The 20,222-nt window shown below is 63.8% G+C and carries 19 protein-coding genes; 4 read left to right on the plus strand and 15 right to left on the minus strand.

The genetic code is table 11. The features are described from left to right. Positions 1–57 precede the first annotated feature (57 nt). The gene (locus B5E42_RS17340) at positions 58–1,287 is read left to right on the plus strand and encodes a site-specific integrase (RefSeq protein ID WP_087241949.1); all 1,230 of its coding nucleotides are present in this window, start codon (positions 58–60) and stop codon (positions 1,285–1,287) included. A 170-nt stretch (positions 1,288–1,457) separates the two neighbouring features. Here the strand turns inward: B5E42_RS17340 and lysS are convergent, their stop codons facing one another. The 4 genes from lysS to B5E42_RS17360 all read right to left on the minus strand — a co-directional run bounded on the left by lysS (position 1,458) and on the right by B5E42_RS17360 (position 4,838). Next, positions 1,458–2,963, minus strand: coding sequence for a lysine--tRNA ligase (gene lysS / locus B5E42_RS17345; protein ID WP_087241951.1), 1,506 nt, complete (start codon positions 2,961–2,963; stop codon positions 1,458–1,460). A gap of 12 nt (positions 2,964–2,975) precedes the next feature. After that, a complete protein-coding gene (greA, locus tag B5E42_RS17350; protein WP_087241953.1) occupies positions 2,976–3,449 on the minus strand; it encodes a transcription elongation factor GreA in 474 nt (157 codons plus the stop codon). A gap of 151 nt (positions 3,450–3,600) precedes the next feature. Next, complete coding sequence (locus B5E42_RS17355) at positions 3,601–4,305, minus strand: hypothetical protein (RefSeq protein WP_242967222.1); 705 nt, start codon at positions 4,303–4,305, stop codon at positions 3,601–3,603. 113 nt (positions 4,306–4,418) lie between these two features. Then, positions 4,419–4,838, minus strand: a complete 420-nt coding sequence (locus B5E42_RS17360) for a YjdF family protein (RefSeq protein WP_087241957.1) — start codon at positions 4,836–4,838, stop codon at positions 4,419–4,421. Between the two features lie 311 nt (positions 4,839–5,149). Between B5E42_RS17360 and B5E42_RS17365 the strand changes: the two genes are divergently transcribed. After that, positions 5,150–6,718, plus strand: coding sequence for an alkaline phosphatase (locus B5E42_RS17365; RefSeq protein WP_087241959.1), 1,569 nt, complete (start codon positions 5,150–5,152; stop codon positions 6,716–6,718). Positions 6,719–6,820: 102 nt separating this feature from the next. Continuing rightward, positions 6,821–8,029 carry a YibE/F family protein gene (locus tag B5E42_RS17370; protein ID WP_087241961.1) on the plus strand — a complete coding sequence of 403 codons (1,209 nt, stop codon included), beginning with the start codon at positions 6,821–6,823 and terminating at the stop codon, positions 8,027–8,029. Here the strand turns inward: B5E42_RS17370 and B5E42_RS17375 are convergent. From B5E42_RS17375 to B5E42_RS17415, 9 genes are all read right to left on the minus strand, one after another. After that, the gene (locus B5E42_RS17375; RefSeq protein ID WP_087241963.1) at positions 7,974–8,627 is read right to left on the minus strand and encodes a YitT family protein; all 654 of its coding nucleotides are present in this window, start codon (positions 8,625–8,627) and stop codon (positions 7,974–7,976) included. The genes B5E42_RS17370 and B5E42_RS17375 overlap by 56 nt on opposite strands. Positions 8,628–8,741: 114 nt before the next feature. Continuing rightward, positions 8,742–10,181, minus strand: a complete 1,440-nt coding sequence (locus B5E42_RS17380) for a MerR family transcriptional regulator (RefSeq protein WP_087241965.1) — start codon at positions 10,179–10,181, stop codon at positions 8,742–8,744. A gap of 89 nt (positions 10,182–10,270) precedes the next feature. Continuing rightward, positions 10,271–11,404 carry a S41 family peptidase gene (locus B5E42_RS17385; RefSeq protein ID WP_087241967.1) on the minus strand — a complete coding sequence of 378 codons (1,134 nt, stop codon included), beginning with the start codon at positions 11,402–11,404 and terminating at the stop codon, positions 10,271–10,273. A gap of 269 nt (positions 11,405–11,673) precedes the next feature. Continuing rightward, positions 11,674–12,933 (minus strand): M23 family metallopeptidase, encoded by a 1,260-nt coding sequence (locus B5E42_RS17390; protein WP_087241969.1) that lies wholly within the window; start codon positions 12,931–12,933, stop codon positions 11,674–11,676. Positions 12,934–12,961: 28 nt separating this feature from the next. Continuing rightward, positions 12,962–14,206, minus strand: coding sequence for a M23 family metallopeptidase (locus tag B5E42_RS17395; RefSeq protein ID WP_087241971.1), 1,245 nt, complete (start codon positions 14,204–14,206; stop codon positions 12,962–12,964). Between the two features lie 18 nt (positions 14,207–14,224). Then, positions 14,225–15,115 (minus strand): permease-like cell division protein FtsX, encoded by an 891-nt coding sequence (ftsX, locus tag B5E42_RS17400; RefSeq protein WP_087241973.1) that lies wholly within the window; start codon positions 15,113–15,115, stop codon positions 14,225–14,227. Then, entirely contained in the window at positions 15,099–15,791 is a 693-nt protein-coding gene (gene ftsE / locus B5E42_RS17405) for a cell division ATP-binding protein FtsE (protein WP_087241975.1), read from the minus strand. Before ftsE ends, ftsX begins: the two co-directional genes overlap by 17 nt. Positions 15,792–15,876: 85 nt before the next feature. Then, positions 15,877–16,968, minus strand: coding sequence for a helix-turn-helix domain-containing protein (locus tag B5E42_RS17410; RefSeq protein ID WP_087241977.1), 1,092 nt, complete (start codon positions 16,966–16,968; stop codon positions 15,877–15,879). Positions 16,969–17,531: 563 nt separating this feature from the next. Next, a complete protein-coding gene (locus B5E42_RS17415) occupies positions 17,532–18,236 on the minus strand; it encodes a pseudouridine synthase (protein WP_087241979.1) in 705 nt (234 codons plus the stop codon). A gap of 105 nt (positions 18,237–18,341) precedes the next feature. Here B5E42_RS17415 and B5E42_RS17420 point away from each other — a divergent pair, with 105 nt between their 5' ends. After that, positions 18,342–18,818 carry a DUF4830 domain-containing protein gene (locus tag B5E42_RS17420; RefSeq protein WP_087241981.1) on the plus strand — a complete coding sequence of 159 codons (477 nt, stop codon included), beginning with the start codon at positions 18,342–18,344 and terminating at the stop codon, positions 18,816–18,818. Positions 18,819–18,868: 50 nt separating this feature from the next. On the opposite strand, the gene B5E42_RS17425 is transcribed toward B5E42_RS17420, so the two are convergent. Both B5E42_RS17425 and B5E42_RS17430 read right to left on the minus strand, forming a co-directional pair. After that, positions 18,869–19,351: a hypothetical protein gene (locus tag B5E42_RS17425; RefSeq protein ID WP_087241983.1), complete on the minus strand. Its 483-nt coding sequence runs from the start codon at positions 19,349–19,351 to the stop codon at positions 18,869–18,871. Beyond that, the gene (locus B5E42_RS17430) at positions 19,348–20,211 is read right to left on the minus strand and encodes a mechanosensitive ion channel family protein (RefSeq protein WP_087241985.1); all 864 of its coding nucleotides are present in this window, start codon (positions 20,209–20,211) and stop codon (positions 19,348–19,350) included. Before B5E42_RS17430 ends, B5E42_RS17425 begins: the two co-directional genes overlap by 4 nt. Positions 20,212–20,222 lie beyond the last annotated feature (11 nt).

Genomic DNA, 20,222 nt, shown 5'->3' on the forward strand with positions numbered 1-20,222 from the left:
CAGAACCTTGCCCATTCCGGGCGCAGCAACACACAAAACATCGGGAGGTATCAGCCTATGCCAAAAGTTAGAAAAGACAACAAAGGCCGCAACCTGCGGCCAGGAGAAACACAACGCTCAGACGGCAGCTATATGTTTGTCTATAAGCTGGGTAAGAAGAAAAAGTACATTTATGATTTTGACCTTGCCAGCCTGCGGGCCAAAGAAAAAGTTCTCAACCGTGACAGCGAAGACGGTATTCGCACCCAGGAGGCTATGAAAATCACCCTAAATGATATGTTCAAAGTCCTCATGGATACGAAGATCCAGTTAAAGGCTTCTACACGGGCGAATTACGAATATCTTTGGAGCAACTATGTGAAGGATGAGCCGTTTGCCAACATTCCCCTGCCCAACATCCGAAAGAGCGACATCCTGACATTTTACACGAAGCTTTTGAAAAAAGGCTTTGCGGTCAATTCCTTGGAAAGCATCAATAACCTGATTCACCCCACGCTTGAATTGGCGGTCGATGATGACTACATCCGAAAAAATCCAAGCAAAGGCGTCTACCGCTCTCTCAAAACAGAGGGAGCCGGGGCGCCCCCGAAGAAAAGAATCGCGCTGACCATGACACAGCAGAAGAACTTCCTTCAGTTCATTTCCAAGTCACCGATGTATAGCCACTGGCTGCCTGTCATGGTCGTACTGCTCGGTACGGGAATGCGTGTTGCGGAATGTACCGGCTTAACTAAAAATGATGTGGACCTGGAGAACAACACCATCTCTGTCAATCACAACTTGATCTATCGCGTGATCGATGGGAAAGCAGGTTTTCATATCACCACCCCTAAAACAGCCAGCGGCACCCGCACTATCCCTATCCTGTATCCGCAGGTTGCTGAACAGCTCCGCACATTGATTGAAGTCATGGACACACTCTATCCGGAAGACCTTGTGATGAATGGGTATCACGGTTTCCTTTTTAGGAATCGGGAAGGTTACTTTCTCAGTGCCCATAATATCAATCGGGCCATCCAGCGTATCTCCATCGCCTACAACGCCGAAGAAATGGATCAGGCTGAACTGGAAGATCGTGAGCCGGAACTGCTGCCGCATTTTAGCGTACATAACATGAGACACACATTCTGCACGCGGCTCTGTGAAAGCACCAACGACATCAAGTTTATCCAGCAGGTGATGGGCCACGCTGATTTTTCCACAACTATGGATATTTATACGCATATTACGCAAGAAAACATGAGGGAAAAAGCAGAGGCAATCAAGGGTAATTTGGTGCTAATGTGAAAATTGCAAAAAAGGGCAAATCCGCATAAAAAACACGGATTTGCCCTTCATTTTGGCCCGTCTGATGCCGTCTGATTTCAAGCAAAAGTTGTAGAAAAGTTGTAGTTGTAAGCCCTTTTTACTACATCTTGTGCCGTCCGGTTTCGTCAGACACTATATATTGTGGAATTTTAGTCCAGAGGCTTCATTGTCGGGAACAGGATCACGTCCCGGATGGAGTCGGAGTTGGTGAGCATCATGACACAGCGGTCAATGCCGATGCCCATGCCGCCCGTGGGGGGCAAGCCGTACTCCAGGGCGTTGATGAAGTCCTCGTCCATCATGCCGGCCTCGTCGTTGCCCATCTCCCGCAGGGCCAGTTCGTGCTCGAAGCGGCCGCGCTGGTCGATGGGGTCATTGAGCTCGGAGAAGGCGTTGGCGAACTCACAGTGGTTGATGAACAGCTCAAACCGCTCGGTGAGCCGGGGATCCTTGGGGGAGCGCTTGGTCAGCGGGGAGACCTCCACCGGGTACATGGTGATGAAGGTGGGCTGCACCAGCTTCTCCTCCACCCGCTGGTCAAAGGCCTCGTACAGGGCGGTGCCCCAGGTGCGCTCACAGCCCTCCATGTCGATGCCCTTGGCCTCCACGGCCCTGCAGGCCTCCTCGTCGTCGGAGATGGCGTCGAAGTCCACGCCCACATACTGCTTGACGGCGTCGGTCATGGTCAGGCGGGGCCAGCCAGGGGTCAGGTCGATGTCCACGCCCAGCCAGTTCACCTGGTAGGAGCCCAGGATCTCCTTGGCTGCGGTGGACAGGATGCCCTCGGCGATGTCCATCATGTCGTGGAAGTCGGCATAGGCCTCGTACAGCTCGATGGTGGTGAACTCCGGATTGTGCTTGGGATCCATGCCCTCGTTGCGGAAGATGCGGCCGATCTCATACACCCGCTCAAAGCCGCCCACGGTGAGCCGCTTCAGGTTCAGCTCGGTGGCGATGCGCATATACATGTCGATGTCCAGGGTGTTGTGGTGGGTGATGAAGGGCCGGGCGGTGGCGCCGCCGGAGATGGTGTTGAGGACAGGGGTCTCCACCTCCAGGTAGTCCCGGTCGTCCAGATACTTGCGCACGTGCTTGATGAAGGCGGTGCGGATCTGGAAGGTGCGGCGCACGTCCTCGTTCATGATCAGATCCACGTACCGCTGGCGGTAGCGCATCTCCTTGTCGGTGAGGCCGTGGAACTTCTCGGGCAGGGGCTGAAGAGACTTGGAGAGAAGAGTCACCTTGTGGGCCTTGACGGAGATCTCACCCCGCTTGGTCTTGAAGACCTCGCCTTCCACGCCCACGATGTCGCCGATGTCGGTCTTCTTGAACTTGGCGAAGGCCTCCTCGCCCAGCTCGTCGATGCGGACGTAGATCTGGATGCGCCCCTTCACGTCCTGCAGATCACAGAAGATGGCCTTGCCCATGCCCCGCTTGGACATGATGCGGCCGGCGATGGAGGTCTCGGTGCCCTCCAGGGCCTCGAAGTTCTCCTTGATGTCGGCGGAGTGGTGCTTCACCACGTATTTGGTGATCTGGAAGGGATCCTGGCCGGCATCCTGGAGCTCCTTGAGCTTGGCGCGGCGGATCAGGCGCTGTTCGGACAGGGAGGGCTGCTCCTCAGGCTGGTTGACACTTCTCTCTTCAGTACTCATTGTTCTGGCTCCTTACTTTTGAATCTCTAGGATACGGTATCGCAAAACACCGGCCGGTGCCTCCACCTGCACCTCGTCGCCGATGGCTTTGCCCAACAGGGCTTTCCCAAAGGGGGAGTCCTCGGAAATCCGGCCGTTCATGGGGTCGGCCTCCTGAGAGCCCACCACCTGGTAGGTCTCCTCCTCCTCAAACTCCAGATCCATCACCTTGACCGTGGAGCCCAGGCGGACGGAGTTGGGGTCGGACTCATGCTCCTCAATGACCACATAGTTGGACAGGATGTTCTCCACCTCCGCAATGCGGGAGTAGAGCTTGCCCTGCTCGTTCTTGGCCTCGTCATACTCGCTGTTCTCGGACAGATCTCCGAAGGAGCGGGCCTCCTTGATCTGGTCGGCCACTTCCTTCTCACGGACGGTTTTCAGGTAGTTGAGCTCCTGCTTGAGCTCCTCCAAGCGCTCCGCGCTCAGCTTGAATTCTTTCGCCATGGTTGTCTGCGCACACCTTTCCTTTTTGCTTCCCGTTCTCTATTTCACGGGCCCGCCCGGGCCCGTCCAATCGTCACAATAGAAACAATCCGCCACGTTAATACGATATTATAGGTAGTTTCCATCCTCCTGTCAAGTCAATTCTTTGCCGTCACGCGGGGAAAATCCGGATCTGCTCCGGGCGCAGGCGGCCGCACTCCCACAGCAGGGTCAGCAGCGGCAGCGGGGCCAGCCCCGGCGGCAGCGTTCCCTCCTCCGGCAGCAGGCGCAGCCCGTCCAGCTGCGGCGCCGGGCCGTACAGCCGGAGCACCGCGCCCCCGCTCTCCCCGCCCGCCGGGCCGAAGCAGGCCGTCACGTCCGCCGCCGTCCCCGGCGGCAGCACCGCCGCGCCGTACTCCTCCCGCAGCCAGGCCGCCAGTTCCTCCCCCTCGCCGGGCACATCCACCACCAGGCGGCGCACCTGGGGGCACAGGGCCTCCGCCGCCGCGAACAGGGGGCGGCTCACCCGCTGCCCCGCCAGGGCCACCGTGGCCTGGGCGCGCAGGATCCGGGCCCGGCGGAGGGCCGCCAGGGCCAGGGGGACGGCCATGGCCTGGCAGAAAGGCTCTGTCTCCACCGGGCGCAGCCCGGCGGCCTCCAGCACCGGCCAGCAGGGGAAATCCTCCGCCGCCAGCACCCGCCGCACCCCAGCCCGGGCCAGGGCCGCCGCGGCCCGCTCCGTCCTCCGGCGAAGCCTGGCATCCCGCAGGCCGGGCGGCGCGGGCACGCCCGCCCGCAGGGCGGGCATGCCCCATACCGCCCCCTCCTCCAGCGCCGGCCTGCGGCCCTTCCGCGCCTCCAGCGCCACAATTCCCACCAAGTCCACCACCTCGGATACAGGATATGCGTCAGGGGCCGGTTTATGCCGGAGGGAAAACCGGAGGCATCGGGAGCGGATGCTCCCGGTGCCTCCGGTTCTCAGGAAAAGCCTCAGTGCCCCCGGCGCTTCTCCTTTTTCTTCTCCTGGCGGAGCTGAAATTTCCGCTCCGCCTCCGCCGCGTCCCGATGGCGGCTCTGTGCCTGACGCGCCTGCTTCCGCTCCTCCCGCTGGAGCTGGAGGGCCTGCTGGGCCCTGGTACCCACCCCCCGCTGCTCCGCCGCGGCCCGGGCCTGCCGCTGAGCCCGCTTGGGGCTGAGCCGTCCGGCCTCCCGCCGCTCCAGAGCCACCGCCGGGCTGAACGCCAGGGTGCGCCACGACGTCAGCAGCCACTGATACACCTCTCCGTCCCGGGGCTCGGCGCCGAACACCTGCCGGCACACCGTCAGGCACCCGGCCTCCTCCCGCTCGTAGACGGCCACCCAGAAGGGCGCTTCAAAGCAGACCGTCAGTCTCGCGCAGTCACATTCCATATGCAGTTGTCCTCCTTAAATATAGATACTGCGCGGAGCGCGGACAACCAAGGAGGCAGGTTACTGACGGCTCATGGGGCTGGGACTCGCCCCGCCGCGCCCGGACTACCAACCGGGCCGTGTTTTTCGCTTCGCGGGGCCATGGTACCACGCCCGCCCCGCCCCGTCAATCCCTACCGACATCCTTCTTTACAATTTCTTACCCGTTTTTTGCAATCCTTTACCGGGGGCTGATAGCGGCATGGGGCAGAATTCCGCTATGATCTTCACGGTTTCAACCAGTCTAACAACAAACTTTGGAGGAATTGAGCATGAACTGGAAGCGTCCCCTGGCCCTCTCCCTGGCCGCCCTCACCCTGGGCGGCGCCCTGACCGCCTGCGGAACTCCCACCGCGTCCACCCCGGAGGAAACGTCCGCCCCCGCCGCTGAGGTGCAGGCCCTGGCCGCCACCTCTCAGGCCCTGACCGCGCCCAAGTATGTGTTCCTGTTTATCGGCGACGGCATGAGCTATCCCCAGATCCAGTCCACGTCCGACTATCTGGGCGCCCTGGCCGACGAGGACTACTGGCAGGCCCAGCCCAGCCTGGACGACAACGGCGGCGCCGTTCTGGACGGCCCCGAGTACCTGAACTTCATGAACTTCGAGGGCGTCGGCTCCGCCGTCACCTATGACTCCAACTCCTTCGCCCCCGACTCCGCCTCCACCGCCACCTCCCTGTCCACCGGCCACAAGACCTACTCCGGCTCCATCAACGTGGACGAGACCGGCACCGTGGAGTATGAGACCATCTCCGAGAAGCTGCACAGCCAGAAGGGCTACTCCATCGGCGTGATCACCTCCGTCAACCTGAACCACGCCACTCCCGCCGCTTTCTACGCCCACCAGGCCAGCCGCAACGACTACTACGACATCGGCCTGGAGCTGGTGGACTCCGGCTTTGAGTACTTCGCCGGCGGCGGCCTGCTGGATCCCGACGGCGCTGAGGGCGACCAGGAGAACCTGTACGACCTGGCCGAGCAGGCCGGCTACAACGTGGTGACCACCCAGGCCGAGGCCGAGAAGGTCACCGCCGGCCCCGTGGTGATCATCGACGAACACCTGGCCGACTCCGACGCCATGGCCTATGAGCTGGATCGCACCGACGACATGTGGGCCCTGTCCGACTACGTGGCCAAGGGTATCGAGGTGCTCTCCCAGGACGAGGACGGCTTCTTCATGATGTGCGAGGGCGGCAAGATCGACTGGGCCTGCCACGCCAACGACGCCGCCTCCACCATCCACGACACCCAAGCCCTGGCCGACGCGGTGCAGGTGGCCATCGACTTCGCCGCCGAGCACCCCGAGGAGACCCTGATCCTGGTCACCGGCGACCACGAGACCGGCGGCCTGACCATCGGCTTCGCCGGCACCGACTACGACACCTACCTGGATCTGCTGGCCAACCAGAAGATCTCCTTCGCCAAGTATGACAGCGACTACGTGGCCAAGTACAAGGAGAACAAGACCTCCTTCGAGGACGTGCTGGTGGACATCGAGGCCCTGTTCGGCCTCAAGACCGAGGGTGAGGAGGGCGACAAGCTGGTGCTCACCGACTACGAGCTGGAGCAGCTCCGCGCCGCCTACGAGAAGAGCATCAACGGCACCGCCACCAGCCAGTATGAGCAGGAGGAGTACGTGCTCTACGGCACCTACGAGCCCCTGAGCGTCACCATCACCCACATCATCAACAACAAGTCCGGCATCTCCTTCACCTCCTACAGCCACACCGGCCTGCCCGTGGCCGTGCTGGCCCACGGCCTCAACGCCGAGGTGTTCAGCGGCTACTACGACAACACCCAGGTCTACTACAAGCTGGCCGACATGCTGGGCGTCCAGTAATCCTTCCCCCCGCTTTCCACTTTCCCACTCCATAAAAAACCAGCAGACGGATGCGGCAGATGCCGCATCCGTCTGCTGGTGCAGAAAGGACAATCACACCCTATGACTTCCCTTCTCCGCGACCCGGCCAAGCGCCGGTATTACGCCCCCCTGGCCCTGTGCCTGCTGCTGATCGTCATCCTGATGGCCATCCCCACCGGCTTTGAGGGGGCCCTCCAGTACCGGGAGGCCGACCGCTGCGCCGCCCGGGTGCTGGCGGTGGACGACTCCGCCATCATCGACACCGGCCTGGTGCGCTCCGGTGAGCAGACCTGCACCCTGGAGCTGCTGGGCGGCCGCTTCAAGGGCCAGACCGCCACCGGCGTCAACATGCTCAACGGCTCCCTGGAGCAGGACAAGATCTTCGCCCCCGGCGACAAGGCCATGGTGGTGGTGAGCTACCAGGGGGACGAGATCCTCTCGGTCACCATGACCGACCACTACCGCCTCAACAAGGAGGTTCTGCTGGCCGCCATCTTCGCGGTGTTCCTCATCCTCTTTGCCGGGCGCACCGGCGTGCGGGCCATCGTCTCCTTCGTGATGACGGTGCTCATGCTGTGGAAGGTGCTGGTGCCCCTCTACCTCAAGGGGTACAACCCCATCTTCATGGGCCTGGCGGTGACCCTGGTGCTCACCCTGTTCATCATCGCCCTGGTCTACGGCTTTGACCGGCGGTGTGCCGCCGCCGTTTCGGGGGCCTTCCTGGGGGTGCTGGTCACCTGCGTGCTGGGTGTGATCTTCACCGACCTGTTCCAGATCCACGGGGCGGTCATGTCCTACTCCGAGAGCCTGCTCTACGCCGGGTTCCAGGATCTCAGCCTCACCCAGATCTTCATGGCCTCCATCTTCATCGGCTCCTCCGGCGCGGTGATGGATCTGGCGGTGGACATCACCTCCGCCGTCCACGAGGTGGTGGAGAAGCGGCCCGATCTCTCCCGGTGGGAGGCGGTGCGCTCCGGCATGAACGTGGGCCGGGCCGCCATGGGCACCATGACCACCACCCTGCTGCTGGCCTACTCCGGGGGCTATGTGGCTCTGCTCATGGTGTTCATGGCCCAGGGCACCCCCCTGTACAACATTCTCAACTACAAATATGTGGCCTCGGAGATCATCCACACCGTGGTGGGCTCCTTCGGCCTGGTCACCGTGGCCCCCCTCACCGCCCTCACCAGCGGCTTCCTGCTGGCCGGGCGGAAGGGAACCGCAGAGGCGGGCCTTACTCCGCCTCCGCGGCCCGACGGGGCAACGCTGCGGTCTGAATCCGGTCAATGAGGAAGGACGACAGGGTCACCGTCACCAGGGAGCAGGCAATGCGCCCCACGGGAATGTAGGTGAGGGACAGGGCCAGCACCGTCAGATCGGTGAACAGATAGGCCCTGGACAGCCGCCAGTGGGTCACACGGGAGATGGTGAGGGCCAGGGCGTCGTCGCCCCCGGCGGAGCCCCCCTGCCGGACGATCAGGCCCACGCCGATTCCCACGAAGGCGCCGCCCGCCAGGGCGGCCAGCAGGGGCCAGCGGGAGAGGTCGGGCAGCATGTTGGGGAACTGCTCCCACAGCTTGTAAAACAGGGCCACGCTGCCGGTGGACAGGACGGAGATCTTCAGGAACTGCCCGCCCAGGCACTTGAAGGCCAGCAGGTAGCACAGCGCATCCAGCAGGGGCGTCAGCAGGGCCGGCGACAGGCCGAACCAGTGGTGGAGCAGCAGCATCAGGCCCATGATGCCCCCCTCGGTGATGCCCACCTGCTGGTGGATGTTGTGGATGCCGAAGGTGGTAATGGCCGCCCCCAGCACAATGCAAAGGATCTTCTTCCAGGTGAGCCCCTCCGTCAGCTTCCGGACGGGGCCCGCGAGTATCTCGGGTATCAAACTAAAACCTCCTTATTTGTCTCACATTATAAACCCTCGTATCATACGAGGGTCAAGAGGCGCACCCTTTGCAGTTCAAACAAAAGCGGCGGCCCATCGGGCCGCCGCTTTTGTCTATGTCGTCTGTTCCAGGGTGAACACCAGATGATAATAGGGGGCCTCCCCATCCTCCGAGGGTAACAGAACCAAAGGATTCCCTCCATCCAATCCATCATAGCCCTGAACATCCACAGTCTGGGTGATGGTCACGTCCCCGGCCTGGAGGGTGTAGTCGTCAAAGCGCCGGCTCTCAATGGCCTGGAGCACCCCGCTGCTCCACCAGGAGATGCCGTTGTAACTTCGCTGGGCGGCGGCGAAGGCCAGGGCCGCCAGGGATCGCTGGGTGGTGCTGCCGGACACCAGCTCTCCCCCGAGCTGCTCCACCTCAATGCACACGCCGGTGACATGGCCGTCCTCATCCACCGTGAGCTGGTGGGACGGCGTGCTCCCGCCGAACAGATTTATCACATGGGAATTTGGCGCGTCTACCCAGTTTCCCTCTGCGTCCATCCGCTCATAGGACTGTATGTCCAGGATCCGGCACATGTCGTTGACGTTGGCGGCGTACTGCTCCGGGGTGAGGGGCCCCCGGTGGATGGGCAGCATGGACTGGAGCGCCAGAAAGGCACTCAGCCCAATCAAGGCCGCCCGGGCGGCCACGAAGCCCCAGCACCGCCGCACCCTGGTGTCCCGGATGGTGTAGGAGGTGTCCTCCTCCCACGCCTCCGGCTCCCCGTCTTTGCACTGGCGGTAGCACTTGTACTTGCGCCAGAGCCTGTAAAACGGGATGCCGTAGCCCTCGCCCCGGGCGAACACCCCCCACGTGCGATCCACGGCCTTGCCCCAGGTGAGCTTCTGCCCCAGGGGATTGCGCACCGCCAGGCCGAAGATCCACTTGCCCGGCGTATAGCCCCAGGTACACAGGAGGACGGGCTCCAGCACCAGCAGGATGCCGTAGGCCACATAGCTGTTCAGCAGGCGGATCGGCCAGGTGTTGTCCGGGTGCCAGCGGAACAGGAACAGGCAGACCGCCATCCACAGCAGACTGCACAGGCCCAGATCCAGGCTGCGGGCAAAGAACCGCCGCCAGGGGTGGGACACGGTGGGGGCCGCGTCGGAGCGCAGATCGAAGAAGCCGGGCTGATCCGCCGGGCGGTTCAGCCGGTTCAAGTACCTGGGAGCGTCCAGGGTGGCGAAGTCCACCCCGTCCTCCCGCATGGCATGGCATATCTGCCCCGCCCAGTCCAGATCGGCCCTCTGACGGGCCAGGGCGGCCTCCTGCTCCGCCAGCAGGGCCGCCAGGGGGCGCTCCCCCCGCTGGGCCTGCCGGATGTCCTCCAGGGACAGGCCCAGCTGCCGCAGCAGCTTCACCTTCCGCAGGGTGTCCGCGTCCTCCTCCGAGTAGTCCCGGTAGTTGTTGGCCTCCCGCTTCGGGTGGATGAAGCCCTCCTGCTCGTAAAAGCGGATGCTGGCCCGGGGCATGTCCAGCAGGGCCTCCAGCTCGCCGATGGTCATTCTGATCCCCTCCTTGGCCTCAAGTGTAAGGTATCAAGCGGGTTTACAGTCAAGGGTTTTCGCAGGTTTTTCCGGCTTTGGGGCGGAAATCACTCCGCCAGCAGCTCCAGGGCGGCCGCCAGCTGGGCGTCCGTGCCGTCGTCGGTGTTGTACACCTCCGCGTCCAGGGTCAGGCCGGTGCCGATCAGGGAGGTGCCGCTGCCGGTGCAGTAGGCGGCGGTGGAGATGTTGACCGCCCCGCCGTAGGCCAGGGTGAAGGTCTGCTGGGAGTAGCCCTTGCCGCTGGTGGGCTCCCCCACGATCACCGCCACCCCCTGCTCCTGGAGCTCGGCGGCGAAGAACTCGGCGGCGGAGTAGGTGTTGGCGTTGACCAACACCGCCATGGGCAGCTCCACGCAGGAGGCGTCGGAATAGGTGGTCTCCTCATTGCCCGCCCGATCCCGGCTGATGAAGATGGGCCCCTCGGGCAGGAGGAAGTCCAGCATGTCGGTGAGCTCCCGGAGGTAGCCGCCGCCGTTGTCCCGCATGTCGAACACCAGGGCCTGGGCCCCCTGCTCCTGGAGGGCGGTCACCGCCTCCTCCAGCCGCTGGGCGCTGTTGTCGTAGAAGTTGGACAGGGCCACGTAGCCCACGTCCCCCTCCAGCATCCTGCTCTCCACCGGGTCGGTCTCGATGCTGGCACGGGTCACCTCCACGGTGCGGGTGCCGCCGTCGGCGCCCAGCACCTCCAGGGTGACGGTGGTGCCCTCCTCCCCCTGGATGAGATCGGCCCCCTCGTAACGTGCCTCCCCGGCCAGGGAGATGCCGTCCACGGCGGTGATCACCTCGCCGGGGAGAAGCCCCGCCTCCTCCGCCGGGCCGCCGGCGGCCACCTCCAGGATCTCCAGGCCCTCCTCGTTTGCGTAGTTGACGGTGATGCCGATGCCCACATACTGGTTGGTGCGCCGCTGGTTCTGGGCGGACAGCTCGTCCGCCGTCAGGGTGTAGCTCCACCGGTCGCCCAGGGCGTTCACCATGCCCTCCAGCGCGCCGTCGATCACCGCTTCCTGGTCGTACTCCCCCACAAACCGGGTGTTGATCAGGTGCCACGCCTCCACCAGGGAGCGGCCGCCGGCGCCGCCCAGCAGGTGGTTGACCGCCAGGGCGCCCGCCGCCAGCACCACCGCGGCGGTGAGCGCCGCGGCCAGAAGCAGTTGGAACAGGGAAAATCGTTTTTGCCGCATTGGGGTTCCTTCCTTTCCGGGTATCAAAGGGGGCGGGCGGAGGCCAACGCCTCCGCCCGCCCCAGGTTTTCGTCGTTTTCCGCCAAAAGCCTCGCAGAGTTCCGCCGTCCGCAGACGGCGGAATCAAATAAAAGTCCGTCATTTCCGGCGACATGCGCGTCGGAAATGACACTTCTCATGGCGGAAGGGCCGACTGTTTTGTCAGAAACCGAGGCCCTTCCGCCATGCAGCCCTTTTCGAACAAGCGGCTTTGCCGCTTGTTCGAGTGTTTACCACGGATGTGTCAAACTCAGGCTGGGGAACTTGCTCTCGGGATCCACCCGGGTGTAGTTGTCCCGCACCTCCAGGTGGAGGTGGTTGCCGGTGGAGCTGCCGGTGGTGCCCACGTAGCCGATGGTCTGGCCCTGGGTGACCATATCCCCCTCGCTCACCGCCCGGGAGGACATGTGGGCGTAGAGGGTGGAATTGCCGTTGCCGTGGTCGATGACCACGTAGTTGCCGTAGGAGTAGTGGTAGGCGGAGGTGACCACCTGTCCGCTCTTGCAGGCCAGGATGGGGGTATTGCCGGGGGCGGGGATGTCGATGCCGGTGTGGCTGTGGGCCTCGCCGGTGATGGGGTGGATGCGGTAGCCGAACAGGGAGGACAGCCGGTAGTAGCCCGGCAGGGGCCACAGATAGCTGGTCTCCGAGTCGATGGTGATGTTGTTCTGCCGCCGCTGCTCCTCCAGCTGCTTCTGCTTCTGGGCGATCTCCGCCTGGATCTCGGCGGCCGCCTCGCTCTCCGCGTCCAGCTGGCGGTTGACCTCCGCCACATCGGCATTGATCTGATCCAGCAGCTTCTGGGCCTCGGCCACCTTGGCCTGCTGCTCGGCCTGCTTGGCGGCCTGCTGATCCCGGGCCGCCTGCTCCTCCGCCCGGGAGGTCTCCAGCTGGGTGCGCAGGGCTATGATCTCCTCCCGGATGGCGATGAGCTCGTCCATCACCTGGTTGTCGTAGTCCATCACCGCGTCGATGTCGGCCAGGCGATCCAGCAGCTCGGAGAAGCTCTCCGAGTTGAAGAGGATAGACCAGTAGGACACCGTCCCCTCCTCCTCCATGGCGCGCACCCGCTGGCAGAACAGCTCGTACTGGGCCTCCTCATTGGCCTCGGCCTCGGCCTGCTCCTCCTCCTTCTGGGCGATCTCCGCGTCATAGTAGGCGATCTGCTTGTCGATGTTCTCGATCTCATTGTTGATGGCGTCCAGCTGGGCCTGGAGGAGCTGCCGCCGCTGCTGGGCCTCCGCCTGATCCGCCTCCACGTCGGCCAGCTGCTCCTCCAGCTCGTCCTGCCGGGCCTGGCTGGCCGCCTGCTCCGCCTTGAGGGCGTCGATCTCGCTCTGGGTCACCGCCCCGGCGCCGCCCAGGATCATGGTCACCATGGGCAGCAGGAGCAGCAGGGCCAGCACCGCCGCCAGCCCGCCGAAGAGCACCCGGCGCCACTCCACCTTCTGCTTTTTGGGTTTTTGATTGGGATTCTGCTTCTTTGCCACGTCGCCGCTCCTTTTTCCGTCAGTCCGTTTACCAGTTGTAGGCCCGGATCAGGGGGAGGCCGGTGTAATAGGCCTCCGGATCCGTCCGCTGGCCGTTGATGCGCACCTCAAAGTGGAGGTGGGCCCCCTTCACGTTGCCGGTGGTGCCCACAGCGCCGATGGTCTGGCCCTGCTGAACCAGCTCCCCCTCGCTCACCGCCCGGGAGGACATGTGGGCGTAGAGGGTGGTGGTGCCGTCCCCGTGGTCGATGACCACGAAGTTGCCGTAAGACCAGTTGACCCCGGTGCCGTACTCCGACATGATCACCTGGCCGCCCCGGGCCGCATAGATGGGTGTGCCGGTGGAGGCCGCCACGTCGATGCCGGTGTGGCTGTGGGGCACGTGATCCACCGGGTGCATCCGGAACCCGAAGGCGGAGGTCAGCTTCCTATTCGCCGACGGCAGGGGCCACATCCAGCCATTGCCGGCGGGGGGCAGCTGCACGTTGTTCTGCTTCCGCTGCTCCTCCAGCTGCTTCTGCTTGCGGTCGATCTCCGCCCCGATGGCGGCCCACGACGCGTCCTCCTCGTCCAGCTGGCGGTTGACCTCCGCCACGTCGGCGTTGAGCTCGTCCAGCAGCGCCTGGGCCTGGGCCACCTTCTCCTGCTGGCGGGCCTTCACGGCCTCCTGGGCCTCCTTGGCCGCCTGCTCGGCGGCCCGGGCCTCCTCCAGCTGGGCCTGGACGGCCTCCAGCTCCTGCCGGACGACGATCAGCTCGTCCATCACCCGGTTGTCATAGGCCATCACCGCGTCCACATCGGCCAGGCGATCCAGCAGCTCGGAGAAGCTGCCGGAGTTGAAGAGGACAGACCAGTAGGACACCGTCCCCTCCTCCTCCATGGCGCGCACCCGCTGGCAGAACAGCTCGTACTGCTCCGCCTCCCGGGCCTCGGCCGCCTGGCGCTCCGCTTCCTTCCGGGCGATCTCCCCGTCGTACCAGGTAAGCTGGTCGTTGATGCTCTCCAGCTCGGCGTTGATGGCGTCCAGCTGCTGCCCCAGCAGCTGGCGCTGCTCCCGGGCCGCGTCCCGGTCGGCCTCCGCCCGGGTCAGCTGCTCCTCCAGCTCCGCCTGCCGCTCCTGACTCTCCGCCTGCCTGGCCTTGAGGGCGTCAATCTCGCTCTGGGTCACCGCCCCCACCGGCAGGGCCGAGCCCCACACGGGGGCCAGCAGGGCCGCCGTCAGCAGGGCGCAGGCGCCCCGCCGCACCCTGTGCTTTACACGGTTTCCAGACATGTCCGCAATCCGGCCTCCTCAAACCTGCAAGAACTTCCGAATGGCCAGCACCGAGCCGCCGGCGCCGATGACAAAGCCGGTGAGGACGAATACCCCCAGCACCCGCAGGGCCATGGGCTGGAAGGGGAGCACGGTGATCAGGGAGATGGTGTCCTCCCCGCTGATGGCCCTGCCCACCAGTACGTAGATGCCCCACTGGAGGAAGAAGGCGGCCACCGCGCCCACCAGGCCCAGGATCAGGCCCTCAAACACGAAGGGCCAGCGGACAAAGGCGTTGGTGGCGCCGCACATCTTCATGATGGCGATCTCCTCCCGCCGGTTGAAGGTGGCCAGCTTGATGGTGTTGGCGATGATGAACAGGCTCACCGCCAGCAGGATCACCACCAGGATCACGGCCACCGCCCCGGCGATGTTGCGGATCACCGTGAAGCCCTCGGCGATCTCGGGGGCGGACTGGGTGTCGGCCACGCCGGCCACCTCCTTCACCGCCTCCTCGGTCTCGGTGAGCTGGCTGATGTCGTCCAGATAGATGTGGAAGCGATCCCGGTACACCGTGGAGGGCAGGCCCTCAAAGAGGGGGTTGCCCTCGTAGTCCGCCTCAAAGTCCGCCTGGGCCTCCTCCTTGGTGACGAACTCCGCCCGGGCCACGTTGGGCACCGCCTCGATGTCGTCCTGGAGGGCCCGGGCCTCCTCCTGGGGAATGGACTCGTCGATGAAGGCGGTGAACTGGTTCTCCGCCTCCAGATCGCTGAACATGTTCTCCGCGTTTACCGCCACCAGGGTGAAGGAACCCATGATGAGCAGGCAGCAGACGATCATGCACACCGCGGCAAAGGACATGAAGCCGTGGGTGAAGATACTGTGAAAGCCCTCGGAGAGGAAATAGCCGAAATCATATCGTTGTCTCATTGTTGTAATACCCGCCCGTCTCGTCGCTGATGATCCTGCCGTTCTCGATGGCCACCACCCGCTTGGAGAAGCGGTTGACCAGCTCCTTCTCGTGGGTAACCACCAGCAGGGTGGTGCCCAGCTCGTTGATGCGCTCCAGCAGCATCATGATCTCCAGGGAGCGCATGGGATCCAGGTTGCCGGTGGGCTCGTCGGCGATGATCATTTTGGGATTGTTCACCAGGGCGCGGGCGATGGCCACGCGCTGCTGCTCGCCGCCGGAGAGCTGGCTGGGCATCCGGTCTCCCTTCTGATCCAGGCCCACCAACTCCAGCACATAGGGCACCCGCTTCCGGATCTCCCGGGGGGAGGCCCCCACCGCCCGCATGGCAAAGGTGAGGTTTTCCTTCACCGTCTTTTTCTCAATGAGCCGGAAATCCTGGAAGATGACCCCCAGGGTGCGCCGCATAAAGGGCACCTGCCGGGGCCGGATGTTGTTCAGATTGTAGCCGTTGACCATCAGCCGCCCGCCGGAGGGGGCGATCTCGGCGGTGATGAGCTTGATGATGGTGGACTTGCCGGAGCCGGAGGGGCCCACCAGGAACACAAATTCCCCGTCGTCAATGCGCAGGTTGACCCCCTTGAGGGCCTTCGTCCCGTTGTCATAGGACTTCTGTATGTCAATTAGACGTATCACGCTCGGTTACCTCATCTGTCGTATTCGAAAGAAATGCGCGACACCAGGAGGGGCGCCGCCCCAGCGGCGCCCCTCCTGGTGTGGTTCAGTTGTCGATGCCCCGGGAGATCAGGTACTTCTTGACCATCAGCGCCACCTTGAAGGTGATGGCGTCGTCAAACTCCCGCAGGTCGAGGCCGGTGAGCTTCTTGATCTTCTCCAGCCGGTACACCAGGGTGTTCCGGTGGACAAACAGCTTCCGGGCCGTCTCGGACACGTTCAGGTTGTTTTCAAAGAACTTGTTGATGGTGAACAGGGTCTCCTGATCTAGGGCGTCGATGGGGTTCTTCTTGAAGACCTCCTGGAGGAACATCTCACACAGGGTGGTGGGCAGCTGGTAGATCAGCCGGCCGATGCCCAGGTTCTCATAGGTGATGATGGTCTTCTCCGTGTCGAACACCCGGCCCACGTCGATGGCGATGCCCGCCTCCTTGTAGGCCCGGGCCAGCTCCCGGATGTGGCCCACGATGGTGCCGATTCCGATGACCACCCGCAGGTGGAGCTCCTCGGTGATCTTTTCCTCGATCTGCTTGGCGAGGCGGTAGAGATCCCGGGGCTCCGTGCCCTCGGAGAGCTGTTTGATGAGGGCCACGTCGGTCTCGCTGATGGACAGGACAAAGTCCACCTGCTTGTCGGGGAACATGGTCTGCACCACGTCGATGAGGGCCGGATCGGTGGTCTCCACCTGGCGGATCAGCAGCACCGCCCGGGGCGCCTCGGAGACGAAATGCAGCTCCTTGGCCCGGACATAGATGTCCCCCAGCAGGATGTTGTCGGAGATGATGTTCTTGACAAAGGTGGCCTTGTCGTGCTTCTCCTCATAGTAGGTCTTGGCCCCGTTGAGGGCCACCACGGCCATGGCGCAGAGTGTCTGGGCCTCCGCGTCCTCCCCCTTGACAAAGGCGGCATAGTCGAACTGGGCGCCCCAGCCGGCCAGTGCCTTGAAGGTGCGGCCCTCAAAGCGGACGGCGCCGCCGTCCCCCCGGTTGACCGCCTCCACCACGCCCGGCCAGTGCTCGCCAATGCAGCTCAATTCGTTGCAGGCCACCACCGTTCCCTCAGAATCAATCACGCCGATGGCTCTGTCTGTGCTGTCCTTCATCTGTAAAACGACGCTCTGAAAAACCCTGCTGGACATGGTGATGCCTCCTTAACTTATTGATTCCCCCTCGGGGGATAACCCTCTCTACATACACTGCCGTTCTATTATACCGGTTCTTTTTGCCCTTTTCAATAGCTTTCTGAAAAACTTTTGTGGAAATTGCCGAAAGAGAAGCGCGAAGCCGTCGTGAGCAGCCCGGATGGACCGGGGCGACGGGTACAAACCAGGCCAGTTCGCAAACTGGCTGTTTGTGCCCGGAGCCGGAGGGAAGCCGGGCGTCGCGAACAGGCGGAGCGTGACAGCCTCGCCGCAAGCTCCAGATCGTTCGCTTTGCCGCCTTACGGATACGGCGTACCCCTTGCGGGTTGCCGCGCTGGGCTTCGGCGGGGCCCCGCACCTTCTCCAAACCTCTGCGCATGTGTGGGCGGCCGCGATATATCGCGGCCCTACGGACAGATGGCGGCAAAGCCGTGTAGGGCCGCCATATATGGCGGCCGCGGCCCATCTCGTAGGGCGCGGCATCCCTGACGCGCCGCCGGACTGCCCGTATATGTTGTAGGGGCGAACTGCGTTCGCCCGGGGGCGGCCGCAGGCCGCCACTACACGGATCGGATGGCGGCCAGCTCCTCCGCCGTCAGGGGGCGCCACTCCCCCTTCTCCAGGGCGGGATCCAGGGACAGCGGCCCCATGGTCAGGCGCTTGAGGTACACCACCGGCTTGCCCCGAGCGGCCAGCATCCGCTTGATCTGGTGGTACTTGCCCTCCCGCAGGGTGACGATAGCGGTATCCGGCGTGTCCAGCAGCTCCAGCCCGGCGGGCAGGCACGCCAGCCCGTCGGCCAGGGTCATGCCGGCGGCAAAGGCCTCCGCGTCCTCCCTGTCCAGCGCGCCGTCCACCCGGACGAAATAGGTCTTGTCCACGTGATGCCGGGGGGAGAGCAGACGGTGGGCCAGGGGGCCGTCGTTGGTGAGCAGCAGCAGGCCCTCGGTGTCCTTGTCCAGCCGCCCCGCGGGAAAGAGCCCCACCCGGCGCAGATGCTCCGGCAGCAGCTCCAGCACCGTGGGCTGCCGGGGATCCTCCGTGGCGGACACCAGCCCGGCGGGCTTGTGGAGCATCAGGTACACCTGCTTCTCCCCGCTGATGTTCTCCCCGTCCACCGTGAAGACGGCGGCGGGATCCGCCTTGTCCTCCGGTGCGCGGGCAGTCACTCCGTCCACCGACACCCGGCCCGCCCGGATCAGCTCCCGGGCCTCCTTCCTCGACCAGCGTCCCGTGTTCGCCAGAATTTTGTCCAGCCGCTCCATGCTGTTCCCCCCATCTGCTTGTCCTGTTTTCAACATTTTAGCATAGAAGGGGCAAAAAGAACATACCAATCAGCAGGAACCAATTTGGGAAGGGAGCGTTGCGCTGTGTTCATCTTCACCGCCAAGATCCGCAAAGGACGCATCGCGGCCGTGGCGGCGGCTGCCGCCGTGGTATGCGTGGTTCTGCTGGCGGCCGCCGGACTGTCTGGAGGGCGGGGCACGGCGGCCTCCGCCGCGGTCAGCCCCAAGGGCGTCCGCACCAACGAGGACAGGGTGGCCTATCTGGAGAGCTACGGCTGGGCTGTGTCGGCCCAGCCCATCGCCGTAGAGGAGCTGATCATCCCGGAGGCGTTCGACGAGACCTACAGCCAGTACCTGGAACTCCAGGCGAGCCAGGGCTTCGACCTCACCGACTACTGCGGCAAGCGGGTGAAGCGGTACACCTATGAGATCACCAACTACCCCACCGGGGAGGCCGGCATTCAGGCGGGGCTGCTTATCTATAAAAATACCGTCATCGGCGGGGATGTGCTCTCCCCCCAGTTGGGGGGCTTCATCCACGGACTGCAGATGCCGGAATAGGCGAAAACGCGGCGCTTCTGCGCCGCGTTTTTCTGTCAGCCTTTCAGAGCCTAGGATGCCCTGACGAGGAAAGCCAGATAGAGCAAGGTGGATACCAGGAGGCCGCCCATGCAGAGCATCATGGGCACTTTGGGTATCTCCGAACCTGGATAAAGAGCAGCGCAGAAATAGCCGGCAAGCTCCAGCGCCGTGCGGGATGCACAGGCCCTGCACCCGCCGCCCCAGGCCGCCGTCCGCCGCCTCCATTCTCGCGCAGCGGCATACACCAGGCAGAAGGCGGCCAGGCGGAGCACCTCAACGGCGGCGTATGAGAGCATGCTCGGTATGGGCAGCAGACCGGCCGCCAGCGCTGCAAGGACGACCGGGATGGCTATCCGGCATCCCGTCCGATACAGGCCCGCCACCGCCAGAAGCAGCGTCGCCGCAAAAGCAGCCGCGCGCAGCAAGGGGAAGGGGAGGAGAATCAGCGCAGCGGTCACCTGCCCAAGGCACAGCAGCTTCAGTCCCCTGCTCACAGCCCGGTTGTCCGTCATCCCTTCTCCTCCTTCCGCTCCACCACGTGGACGTTCAGATGGCTGTAGGGCATCTGGATGCCGTTCTTGTCAAAGGCCTCCTTCACCTGTTCCAGCAGATCGTGGTACAGCGGCCAGTAGTCCGCCGTGGCGCACCATACCCGCACCACGTACTCCACGCTGGAGTCCTTGTAGGCATTGACCCGGATAAAGGGCTCCGGGGTGAACAGGGCCTGGGGGTGGGCGCCCACCACCTGCCGGATGGTCTCGATCACCTTCTGAGGCGGGTCGTCGTAGGAGGCGTTGAAGGTGAGATCCACCCGCCGCTGATCCGCCGTGGTGTAGTTGATGATCTTTTCCCCGGAAATCTGCCCGTTGGGCACGGAGATCACCTTGTTGTCCACGGTGGCCAGCTTGGTGTAGGCCAGACCTACCTCCTTCACCGTGCCGGAGACCCCGCCGGCCTCCACATAGTCCCCCGCCTTGAAGGGCTTGGATACCAGCACCTGGATGCCCCCCGCCAGGTTGGAGAGCGTGCCCTGGATGGCCAGGGACACCGCCAGGCCGATGACGCCCACCAGCGCCACCAGGCTGGTCATGGGCACGCCGATATAGCCCAGCACAATGCATACGGTGACCAGCCACAGCACCACACGCAGGGCGGCATGGAGGAAGGTGCACAGCCCCCGCTCCAGCTCCAGCCTCCGGAAGGTGCGATCCAGCAGCCTGAGAACGATTTTCATGACAACTAGGCAGCCCACAATCAGCAGCCCAATGGTGAGCAGTGTCCGGAGATTCAGGTTGTGGAAAAAGCCGCCCAGGGCTTCCAAGGTCTCCTGGGTCTCCTCTGTGGTGACCTCTGTCAGATTGGTCAGCAGCATAGCATCCCTTC

Origin of the sequence: Flavonifractor sp. An10 (genome assembly GCF_002161215.1) — a bacterium.
Lineage (GTDB): Bacteria > Bacillota > Clostridia > Oscillospirales > Oscillospiraceae > Flavonifractor > Flavonifractor avistercoris.

What these genes read in the sequence shown, in the direction of transcription:
- B5E42_RS17340 (WP_087241949.1), top strand. Translation starts at nt 58, where the DNA reads ATGCCAAAAGTTAGAAAAGACAACAAAGGCCGCAACCTGCGGCCAGGA.
- ftsX (WP_087241973.1), bottom strand. Translation starts at nt 15,115, where the DNA reads ATGAGACAACGATATGATTTCGGCTATTTCCTCTCCGAGGGCTTTCAC.
- greA (WP_087241953.1), bottom strand. Translation starts at nt 3,449, where the DNA reads ATGGCGAAAGAATTCAAGCTGAGCGCGGAGCGCTTGGAGGAGCTCAAG.
- B5E42_RS17370 (WP_087241961.1), top strand. Translation starts at nt 6,821, where the DNA reads ATGACTTCCCTTCTCCGCGACCCGGCCAAGCGCCGGTATTACGCCCCC.
- B5E42_RS17365 (WP_087241959.1), top strand. Translation starts at nt 5,150, where the DNA reads ATGAACTGGAAGCGTCCCCTGGCCCTCTCCCTGGCCGCCCTCACCCTG.
- B5E42_RS17380 (WP_087241965.1), bottom strand. Translation starts at nt 10,181, where the DNA reads ATGACCATCGGCGAGCTGGAGGCCCTGCTGGACATGCCCCGGGCCAGC.
- B5E42_RS17425 (WP_087241983.1), bottom strand. Translation starts at nt 19,351, where the DNA reads ATGACGGACAACCGGGCTGTGAGCAGGGGACTGAAGCTGCTGTGCCTT.
- B5E42_RS17410 (WP_087241977.1), bottom strand. Translation starts at nt 16,968, where the DNA reads ATGTCCAGCAGGGTTTTTCAGAGCGTCGTTTTACAGATGAAGGACAGC.
- B5E42_RS17385 (WP_087241967.1), bottom strand. Translation starts at nt 11,404, where the DNA reads ATGCGGCAAAAACGATTTTCCCTGTTCCAACTGCTTCTGGCCGCGGCG.
- lysS (WP_087241951.1), bottom strand. Translation starts at nt 2,963, where the DNA reads ATGAGTACTGAAGAGAGAAGTGTCAACCAGCCTGAGGAGCAGCCCTCC.
- B5E42_RS17415 (WP_087241979.1), bottom strand. Translation starts at nt 18,236, where the DNA reads ATGGAGCGGCTGGACAAAATTCTGGCGAACACGGGACGCTGGTCGAGG.
- B5E42_RS17360 (WP_087241957.1), bottom strand. Translation starts at nt 4,838, where the DNA reads ATGGAATGTGACTGCGCGAGACTGACGGTCTGCTTTGAAGCGCCCTTC.
- B5E42_RS17430 (WP_087241985.1), bottom strand. Translation starts at nt 20,211, where the DNA reads ATGCTGCTGACCAATCTGACAGAGGTCACCACAGAGGAGACCCAGGAG.
- B5E42_RS17395 (WP_087241971.1), bottom strand. Translation starts at nt 14,206, where the DNA reads ATGTCTGGAAACCGTGTAAAGCACAGGGTGCGGCGGGGCGCCTGCGCC.